The 9,011-nt window shown below is 38.2% G+C and carries 9 protein-coding genes and 1 riboswitch; of the genes, 5 read left to right on the top strand and 4 right to left on the bottom strand.

The genetic code is table 11. The features are described 5' to 3' along the window. The 3 genes from gatA to QZN27_RS00775 all read left to right on the top strand — a co-directional run. Positions 1 to 1,227, top strand: a 1,227-nt coding sequence (gene gatA / locus QZN27_RS00785; protein ID WP_296782487.1) for an Asp-tRNA(Asn)/Glu-tRNA(Gln) amidotransferase subunit GatA, incomplete at its 5' end; no start/stop codon positions are given. A 91-nt stretch (positions 1,228 to 1,318) separates the two neighbouring features. Continuing rightward, positions 1,319 to 2,812 (top strand): DJ-1/PfpI family protein, encoded by a 1,494-nt coding sequence (locus tag QZN27_RS00780; protein ID WP_296782485.1) that lies wholly within the window; start codon positions 1,319 to 1,321, stop codon positions 2,810 to 2,812. Continuing rightward, positions 2,812 to 3,225 carry a hypothetical protein gene (locus QZN27_RS00775; RefSeq protein ID WP_296782483.1) on the top strand — a complete coding sequence of 138 codons (414 nt, stop codon included), beginning with the start codon at positions 2,812 to 2,814 and terminating at the stop codon, positions 3,223 to 3,225. Before QZN27_RS00780 ends, QZN27_RS00775 begins: the two co-directional genes overlap by 1 nt. Here QZN27_RS00775 and ribB read toward each other — a convergent pair whose 3' ends face one another. After that, entirely contained in the window at positions 3,226 to 3,909 is a 684-nt protein-coding gene (gene ribB, locus QZN27_RS00770; protein WP_296782481.1) for a 3,4-dihydroxy-2-butanone-4-phosphate synthase, read from the bottom strand. Positions 3,910 to 3,961: 52 nt separating this feature from the next. After that, a riboswitch (FMN riboswitch) is annotated at positions 3,962 to 4,093 on the bottom strand. 39 nt (positions 4,094 to 4,132) lie between these two features. Beyond that, complete coding sequence (locus QZN27_RS00765; protein WP_296782479.1) at positions 4,133 to 4,507, bottom strand: DUF120 domain-containing protein; 375 nt, start codon at positions 4,505 to 4,507, stop codon at positions 4,133 to 4,135. A gap of 211 nt (positions 4,508 to 4,718) precedes the next feature. Between QZN27_RS00765 and tfrA the strand changes: the two genes are divergently transcribed. Further along, entirely contained in the window at positions 4,719 to 6,362 is a 1,644-nt protein-coding gene (gene tfrA, locus QZN27_RS00760) for a fumarate reductase (CoM/CoB) subunit TfrA (protein WP_296782477.1), read from the top strand. Here the strand turns inward: tfrA and QZN27_RS00755 are convergent. Then, a complete protein-coding gene (locus tag QZN27_RS00755; protein ID WP_296782489.1) occupies positions 6,355 to 7,659 on the bottom strand; it encodes an amidohydrolase family protein in 1,305 nt (434 codons plus the stop codon). The two genes, tfrA and QZN27_RS00755, sit on opposite strands and share 8 nt — an antisense overlap. A gap of 42 nt (positions 7,660 to 7,701) precedes the next feature. After that, the gene (locus QZN27_RS00750; RefSeq protein WP_296782471.1) at positions 7,702 to 7,908 is read right to left on the bottom strand and encodes a histone family protein; all 207 of its coding nucleotides are present in this window, start codon (positions 7,906 to 7,908) and stop codon (positions 7,702 to 7,704) included. 242 nt (positions 7,909 to 8,150) lie between these two features. On the opposite strand from QZN27_RS00750, the gene hisG reads away from it, so the two are divergent. Continuing rightward, on the top strand, positions 8,151 to 9,011 hold the full coding sequence (hisG, locus tag QZN27_RS00745; RefSeq protein ID WP_296782467.1) for an ATP phosphoribosyltransferase: 861 nt from the start codon (positions 8,151 to 8,153) through the stop codon (positions 9,009 to 9,011).

Genomic DNA, 9,011 nt, shown 5'->3' with positions numbered 1-9,011 from the left:
CAAGCAGAAGCTATTGATGAAAAAATCGCTAACGGCGAAGATGTCGGCGCTTTAGCTGGTTTGGTATTCGGTATAAAAGCAAACATTAATGTTGAAGATCTGATTATTTCCGCAGCTTCCAAAACCCTGGAAGACTACTACGGAAGCTACAATGCTACCGTTGTTGACGAAATCCTTAAGGAAGATGGAATAATCATCGGTATTTTAAATATGGATGAATTCGCAGCTGGAAGTTCAACTGAAACCTCCTACTACGGACCAACCCAAAACCCAGCTGCAATGGGAAGAATCCCTGGCGGTTCATCAGGTGGATGTGCAGCGGCAATAGCAGCTGAAATGTGTGACATTTCAATCGGTTCCGACACAGGCGGATCCATCAGAAACCCTGCATCCCACTGTGGTGTTGTTGGATTCAAACCTACTTACGGTGCCGTTTCAAGACAGGGTCTTTTAGATTTATCCATGAGTCTGGACCAAATCGGACCGCTGGCAAAGGATGTAAGCGGAATTGCATTAGCTCTAAATACTATTGCAAAATATGACGAAACCGAATGTACCACACTCGACTGGGAAAAACCTGACTTTACCGAAGTGCTTGAAAAAACCTCTTTAGAAGGCATGAAAATAGCTGTATGTAATGAGTTCATTGACGTGACAGATGATGAAATCAACAAGACCGTAAACAAAGCTATACAAAAATTGGTTGATGCAGGCGCAGAGCTTGTTGAAGTTAGCTTCGACTACATTGACTTATGTCTGCCAACATACTATTTAATCAACTATGTTGAATTCTTCTCAGCAACCAGAAAATACGACGGAAGAGATTACGGTTCCAGAATCGAAGAAGTCTGTGGAGATGAGGTTTTAAGAAGAATCAAAATCGGTTCACATATTGCAGAAGCGGAATTCAGCGGCAAATACTATAAGCAAGCTTTAAAAGCAAGATCCGTAATCAGAGCTGAAATCACCTCAATGCTTGAAAATGTCGATTTGATTGTAGGACCAACCGTGCCTAAACTTCCTCACGAAATAGGTGCTGAATTGGAGCCAATGGAAATGTATGCCTACGATGTATTGACAGTAATTGCCAACTTGGCTGGTATTCCTGCAGCAAGCATACCTGCAGGTGAGGTTGACGGCATTCCAGTAGGATTGCAGATTCAGGCTAAACCATTGGATGACGAAAAAATTATCAAAGCTATGAGTGTTTTTGAAAACACTCAATAAACTCTTTTTTTTACGAACTTTTTTACACTTGAAATGCACCTCTAAAATTTTATAATTTAAAAAAAACAATAGATTATCAAGAGGTATTCTTATGACAAAAATTGGACTTGCTTATATCAATGGAGCGGTTCCGGGATTTGAGGATTTTGGAAACTTACCAACCGACATTGTAAAGGAAAACGGACTTGTAAATGGTAATAAGGCTTCAGATGAACTAGATGCATTAATCATTCCCGGCGGAACACTTATTGAATCAAATGACATTAACATGGGATTGAACACGGAAATCAAAAAGATGGCAAAAGCCGGAAAGCCTATCATCGGAATATGTGCCGGTTTTCAGCTATTGTCCAATCAGATAGACATCGGAAGAAAATCTCCCGTGCCGATTGTTAAGGACGGCCTTGGAATAATCGACGTGAATTTCTCACCATTGATTACAAGCGACCGTGTAAAGGCCAAGGTGTTTGACAACTCATTTCTCGTAAAGGGACAGACTGAAGATGTTGACGGCTTTCATACCCATACCTACGGTAAGGTTGAAGGGGATGCAAAACCTCTGTTCTATTCAAAAGTTCAAAGGATGAATTATGGCGACACCAATGAAAAGGGCGACTATAATATCTTTTCAGGTGCATGCAACGATGACGGCAATGTTATCGGAACCATGATTCACGGCATTCTGGATGAAAATCCGATTATTGTAGATAATCTGCTGGAACAAATAGACGCTACAGATACCGATGAGATTTACAATAGAAACAAAGAAGTCAAAAAATTCCTTCAAAGCGAAGTCGGAATAAACACCGGAATAAGAATACCTGAAATTGAACCAAACAAAAGACCTAAGTACCTTATGATTGGAAGTAATGGATCCGACAGTGGAAAAACTTTCATTGTGACCGGTCTTGCCGGAGCCCTAAGAAAAAGGGGATATAAAGTGGCCCTTTTAAAGGTAGGTCCCGATGTGCGTGACATAATACCTGGGCTTTACCTGACAAAAGGCAAAATGGAAGATTTCGCATCAATAAAAATTGGCCACCTTGGCTGGAGCGACATCGAATCTACTGTCGCGAAACTCAACTCATCAGACTATGATATCGTGCTTATCGAAGGAGTAATGAGTGTGTTTACAGGTCTGTTAAACGAAAAGGTTCCATTTTCAGCAGCTGAAATAGCCATGTCATCAAACATACCGATGATACTTGCTTCAGGCGTGAACAAGGGTGGAATAGAATCAGCTGCAGTTGATTTGGTTTCACATGCAAATATGCTTGAAAAATTTGGGGTTTCAGTAGAAGCAATCCTTTTAAACAAAGTTTACAATGACGATATATTCGACCAGGTGGTGCCATACATCAAAAACAACACAAAAGTCGAAAACGTGTTAAAGCTTCCAAAGTTGAAGTCAGCAGACATGCGCGGATTCATTCCTGAAGTTGAAATAAGATATGAGCTTTTCACCTCACATGCGATGGATCTGATTGAAAACAACCTGGACATTGATTTGATTATCAGCATGGCCTGTGAAGTCGAGTTTGAAAAAATCTACACATTCGATGAAATCAAAAGCAAGGTGATTTGATGGCACTTAATTTAAGTCCTGAAAAAGGTGTTAAACTAACAAAAAAAGACAGGGCACATGTTCTGAAGAAAATGAAACAGGGTTGGAAGGCAACATGCCTAATACCGGATTATGTCTTTGACGAAAACGGCAACATTCAGATTGCAAGCGACAAGAACCGCAGAATCGTCAGGATTCTTAAGTTCAAGGATGACGGAATTCACATTGAAAATGCCCTGAAAAGTAAAACTCTTAGAATTCCATGGAAAAAAATAGCTGAAATAAACAAATCAAAAGAAGTGAAAAATGCTTTGGAAATTAAAATGAGAGACGGAAGATACGTCTCATTCAGCATTTATAATTCCTACAAATATCAGCAAATAATGGAATTTATTGCCAATTATATAGCTAAAAAGTGCAGTGAAACAGCTTAGCTATTCTTTCAAGTATTCGTTAATGATGTCTTCGCCTCTAAGTAAAACCAATCCGTTTTCTTCGGCGTATTTGCGAGCATCAGCAACTGATGTGGCCTGACCGGTTTCACCATCCATCATTTCGCACACTACACAGACAGGAGTAACTCCTGCAAGTTCACATAATGCAAGACCGATTTCAGTGTGTCCTTGCCTGTTTTTAACAAGTCCTTCAGCTCCTCTTAAAAGACATACGTGACCAGGTGACCTGAATGTTGCACCAAACTCATCAAATCTTTCTTCCTTCATCATGATTGCCATTTCAGATATTGTCATTGCTCTGTCATGGTCTGTTACGCCTGTGAAAGATTTTCTGTGGTTTGTCCAAATTGAAAATGATGATCTTTCATCGTATGGAATGTCTGTTGGTGCAAGTTTTGCAAGTTCCGGATATTTTTCTGTAGCCGCTTTCATTATGTCAACCATAAATGGCAAATGAATAGCTTCACAGTAATCATCGTGTAAACAATTGCAGATTAAACCGCCTGCATCATTTCTCATGGTTGCAATTGATTTTGGGGTTACAAATTCGGAAGCGATAATCATATCGACTTCTCCTTCCCTATCGTCATCATCAAAAACTAGTACGAATTGACCATTTCTTATAGCTTCTAAAGCTTTATCTAAATTTGTTTCTTGATTCATAGTAATATCTCCTTATATACTAGAACCAGGGCTAAAAATAACTAAATAACTATTATCTTCTCTTCCATCCGGACTATCACCGTCGGTTTTGGAATCTCACCAAATCAACACGTCTTTGTGCTCGTGGACTTATTTTATCAAAATCACCACCGGTGGGGAATTTCACCCCGCCCCGAGAACGTATTAAAAAATATATTCGTTATGTATAAAATACTTTATGGTATCAAAATTCCAATGATACTATATCGCCGTCTTCAAGGCCCAGCTCGTCTCTTAATCCGACCTCGGCAATGAATTCCAAATAATTCACATCATGAACCGTTTTAGCTGGGAATACTATTGCCCCATTAATCTCATCATTCAATACGGCTTCTATGTATTTTACAGCCCCGAATCCTTCATCTGGTTTGATTATATTTTGACAATTATCCTTGATTTCATTGATTTCATCCAAATACTCGTCGCTGACAACAACATTCAATGTTCCAGGGAATGGAACGAATCCCAAATTTTTCCTGAATTCGTTTGAGTAGAATTCCTGTGACATGAAATATGAACCCTTTCCCAAACCGCTCTTAACTTCACCCTCAATTTTCATGAAATAACCTCAAATTAAATGACATCAAATCAAATAACTATCAAAATTTTTAACTAAATTTTTAATTTAATAAATCTATAAAATAAATGTTTCAAATTTAATTTAAGAAATATAGATTCAACACTATACATTTAATTTTTTTTGATTAATAAATATTTTTAACGATGAAAAATATAGTATTACTATAATAAAATTTTACAGGGTAATCGAAATGGAAATAAAAACTATCTCTACAGATGTGTTAATCATTGGATCTGGAGGAGCAGGTTCAAGAGCAGCTATCGAAGTTGACGATGCAGGTCTAAAAGCAATCATCGTGTCAAAAGGATTGTCATTCAGGTCAGGCTGTACCGGAATGGCAGAAGGAGGATACAATGCAGTATTCAAAACAGTAGACAAGGATGACTCCATAGACGCTCACTTCAATGACACCCTAAAAGGTGGAAGTTATCTGAATGACAAAAAACTTGTTGAAATACTCGTCAGCGAGTCACCAAAAAGATTGGTTGACCTTGAAAACTATGGCGCACTGTTCGACAGGCAGGAGTCTGGAGAAATAGACCAAAGACCATTTGGAGGTCAGAGCTTCAGAAGAACCTGCTATCAAGGAGACAGAACCGGTGCAGAGCTGTTGAATGCTCTTAAAGAGGAAATCATCAAAAGAGATATTGAATGCATTGAAGAGGTAATGATTACATCCCTCGTCACTGACGGCAATCAGGTGATAGGCGCAACCGGCCTAAACCTGAAAGATTCAAGCCTCATATACTTCAAGGCAAAAGCGACCATCCTTGCAAGCGGAGGAGCCGGACAACTATACCCTGTAACATCCAATACCTTCCAAAAGAATGGAGACGGATATGCAATTTCCTACCGTGCCGGCGCAAATCTTGTTGACATGGAACAGGTTCAGTTCCACCCGACAGGAATGGTGGCGCCCGAATCCAAAAAGGGAGTCCTTGTAACCGAAGCGGTAAGGGCCGAAGGCGGAAAGCTCATTAACAGCGAAGGCGAAAGGTTCATGAGCAAATATGCACCAGAAAAGATGGAGCTTGCCACACGTGACGTCGTTGCAAGATCAATCTATCAGGAAATCATTGAAGGAAGAGGAACCGAAAACGGCGGAGTATACCTTGACATTTCACATCTGGATGACGATTACATCGATGAAAAGCTCGAAACAATGGTACTGCAGTTTGAAAATGTAGGAGTGGACATCAAACACGGCCCGATAGAAGTGGCACCAACCGCACACCACTTTATGGGAGGGCTTAAAATAAATACCGATGCATCAAGTTCCCTGGATAACCTGTTTGGAGCGGGAGAAGTCTGTGGAGGAGTCCATGGAGCGAACCGTTTGGGCGGCAATGCACTGGCTGATACACAGGTATTCGGTAGAATTGCCGGTGTAAGCGCATCAAAGGCCGCAAAGGAAAGCGAACTCAAAACCAATGATGAAATGGTTCGCGAAGAAGCCTCAAGAATTGAAGGCCTGATTAAAAAAGGATCCGTCAAACCGAAGGAATTCAAAAACAGAATCAAAAACCTGATGTGGGAAAAGGTTGCAATCGTTCGTGAAGAAAAAACCCTTAACGAAGCATTGGGTGAGCTTCTGGAAATGCAAAAGGAACTCGTTAACCTTGATGTCAGCGACAAAAAACAATACAACACAGATCTGGTAACCGCCCTTGAAGTAATAAACATGGTTGAAATATGTATTCTGACTGTAAAATCAGCAATAATACGTAGAGAAAGCCGTGGCGCACACTTCAGAAGTGATTTTCCTGAAACTAAAGATGAATGGAAAAAGAGTATAATAATAAATAAAAATAAAATAGAATTTGAAGCTAGATAGCTTCTTTTAATTCTTTTATGGCCTGTTTGGCTCTAGCATAAATTTCATCTTCATCCAAAGTTGTTAATTTCTTATTTTCCATTAGTATTTTACCGTTGCAAATAGTGGTATCTACATTTGAACCGTTTGCTGAGTAAATTACATTGGAGGACAAGGATGAACTGTCCGGAACCATGTTGGCACTGTTTGTGTCAATCAAAATAATATCAGCTTTTTTACCGACTTCAATAGAACCTATCTCATCACTTAAGCCTAACGCTTCAGCACCTTTAATGGTAGCCATTTCGATAGCTTCATCTGAATTTAATACCTTAGGATCTAAAGTTGAAACCTTTTGTAGCAAACTGGCAGTTTTCAACTCTTCAATCAAATCCAAATTATTGTTTGAAGAAGCTCCATCGGTACCGATGGATACGCAGATATCATTTTCAATCAGTTTTGAAATCGGAGCAATACCTGAAGCCAATTTCATGTTACTGCAAGGGTTGTGTGACACTTTTACATCATGCTTTTTGATTATTTCAATTTCTTCATCACTTAACCATACACAGTGTGCAGCAACAACATCCGGACCTAAAAATCCGATTTTTTCCAAGTATTCAAATGGCCTTAGGCCTCTTTCATCCAAACTGTCATTGATTTCCTTTTGGGTTTCAGAAACGTGTATGTGAATTCCAATGTTATGCTCATCAGCCAATTCACGTACTTTAATCAGTAGTTCCTCGGAAGCTGTATATGGTGAATGAGGGCCGAAAAATACCTTGATTCTTCCGTCTGCCATTCCATTGCAGGCTTCATATAGCGCCATGTTTTCCTTAATTTCAGCTTCCCTCCTTTCGGCATCGCCAAAGTCTATCATTCCATATGATAAGACTGCCCTGATTCCAGCATCCTCAACTGCACGGGCAACATCTTCCATGTAGAAGTACATGTCAGAAAAGGTTGTTGTTCCTGACTTGATTAGCTCAACTGCACCCAAAAGGGCACCGATATAGCAGTAATCTCCATTGAGATTTGCTTCCATTGGCCAGATATGATCGTTCAACCAACTGTCGAGGCTCAAATCATCGGCAAGGCCTCTGAATAATGTCATTGATAAATGAGTATGAGTATTGATTAATCCCGGAAGCAGTATTTTACCTTCCGCATCGATTATCTTGTCGACATTGCTGTCGTCGATTTCATCTGAAATTTCAGCGATTAAATCATCTTTAATTAATAAGGATTGTTTCTTGTTTTCAAAATTATTCGGGTTTAAAATTAATGCGTCTTTAATCAAAATAGTATTATTCATGATAACACCTTTAAAAAAAAATAAAAAAAAGTTAGCTAAAACTATTTATAAGTTTTTGATAGCTAATTTAATATCATCTGCTTTAACAGTTTTACGTTTTGCGATTTTTGCAACGTTGTTTGCTTCTTTAGCAACATCACGAGCTACTTCTTCTAAGTATTCAGCTAATGCAGCTTTTGCGTCTTCGCTAACTCTTTCTGCACCAGATTCTTTGATGATCCTTGCGATAGGAGCTTTTGGTATTTCAGACATAATTTTCACCTCACATAATTCTGTTAAAACTTATTATTATCAACAAATAATAAGTTAAATAAGATATAATATATCTTAATATTTAAATATTTCGCTAAATTATGCCATGATTTTAAAATGAATAAAAATAATTTACAAATTTTTAAAAATAAAAGTATTGATATTCATTAATAATTAATAAAGATTATTAATAACAATATTTAAATAATATTATCAGATAAAAAAATTTTTGAGAAGATATGATGAAAATTAAAATTGCGGTTCCTTCAAAAGGAAGAATCAGTGAACCATCTATAAACATCTTGGAAAAAGCAGGACTAGGATTAATCGACAAAAGCAATCGTAAATTAATTTCAAAAACATTCAACGAAAATATAGAGGTGATGTTTGCAAGAGCATCCGATATACCTGAGTTTGTCAATGACGGTGTGGCAGACATTGGAATAACAGGTGTGGATTTGATAAAGGAAAACGAAGCGGATATTTGTGAACTGCTTGACCTAAGATTTGGACAGACAAAACTTGTCCTGGCGGCTCCTGAAGAATCAAACATCAATTCAATTGATGACATTACTGATGATATGAAAGTGGCTACCGAATTTCCGGTCTTAACAAAAAAATATTTAGAGGAAAAAGGCTTGGATTTAAAAATCGTTAAGTTAAGCGGATCCACTGAAGCCGCTCCATTTATAGGTATTGCAGACTTGATAACAGATCTTACAAGTACAGGAACTACCCTTAAAATGAATCATTTAGAAATCATTGATATAATACTGGAAAGTTCCATTAAGCTCATTGCAAATCATGACAGTCTAAAAAATAAAAAAGAATTGATTGAAGCTGTAAGCACAAGTATAAAAGGTGTGCTTGATGCCGACAGGAAAAAGCTAATCATGATGAATGTTGATGAAATCGATTTGACAAAGGTAAAAGAAGTGATGCCTTCAATGGGTGGTCTGACAATATCTGAAGTATTATCAGATAAAAAAACAGTTGCCGTGCAAGCGGTTATTGATGAAAAAGAAGTTTTTGAACTTGTCAATGATTTAAGAAATGCCGGTGCCCGTGATATTCTCGTTGTGCCAATTGAAAGAATAATCTAA

Source organism: uncultured Methanobrevibacter sp., assembly GCF_900316895.1.
Taxonomy (GTDB): Archaea; Methanobacteriota; Methanobacteria; order Methanobacteriales; family Methanobacteriaceae; genus Methanocatella.
The sequence above is the reverse complement of the archived record's forward strand: the minus strand, read 5'-3'. Positions and strand labels throughout refer to the sequence as shown.

Bases quoted from the DNA above. Each gene is read 5' to 3' on its own strand.
- QZN27_RS00780 (WP_296782485.1), top strand. From the start codon at position 1,319: ATGACAAAAATTGGACTTGCTTATATCAATGGAGCGGTTCCGGGATTT.
- hisG (WP_296782467.1), top strand. From the start codon at position 8,151: ATGAAAATTAAAATTGCGGTTCCTTCAAAAGGAAGAATCAGTGAACCA.
- tfrA (WP_296782477.1), top strand. From the start codon at position 4,719: ATGGAAATAAAAACTATCTCTACAGATGTGTTAATCATTGGATCTGGA.
- QZN27_RS00775 (WP_296782483.1), top strand. From the start codon at position 2,812: ATGGCACTTAATTTAAGTCCTGAAAAAGGTGTTAAACTAACAAAAAAA.
- QZN27_RS00765 (WP_296782479.1), bottom strand. From the start codon at position 4,507: ATGAAAATTGAGGGTGAAGTTAAGAGCGGTTTGGGAAAGGGTTCATAT.
- ribB (WP_296782481.1), bottom strand. From the start codon at position 3,909: ATGAATCAAGAAACAAATTTAGATAAAGCTTTAGAAGCTATAAGAAAT.
- QZN27_RS00750 (WP_296782471.1), bottom strand. From the start codon at position 7,908: ATGTCTGAAATACCAAAAGCTCCTATCGCAAGGATCATCAAAGAATCT.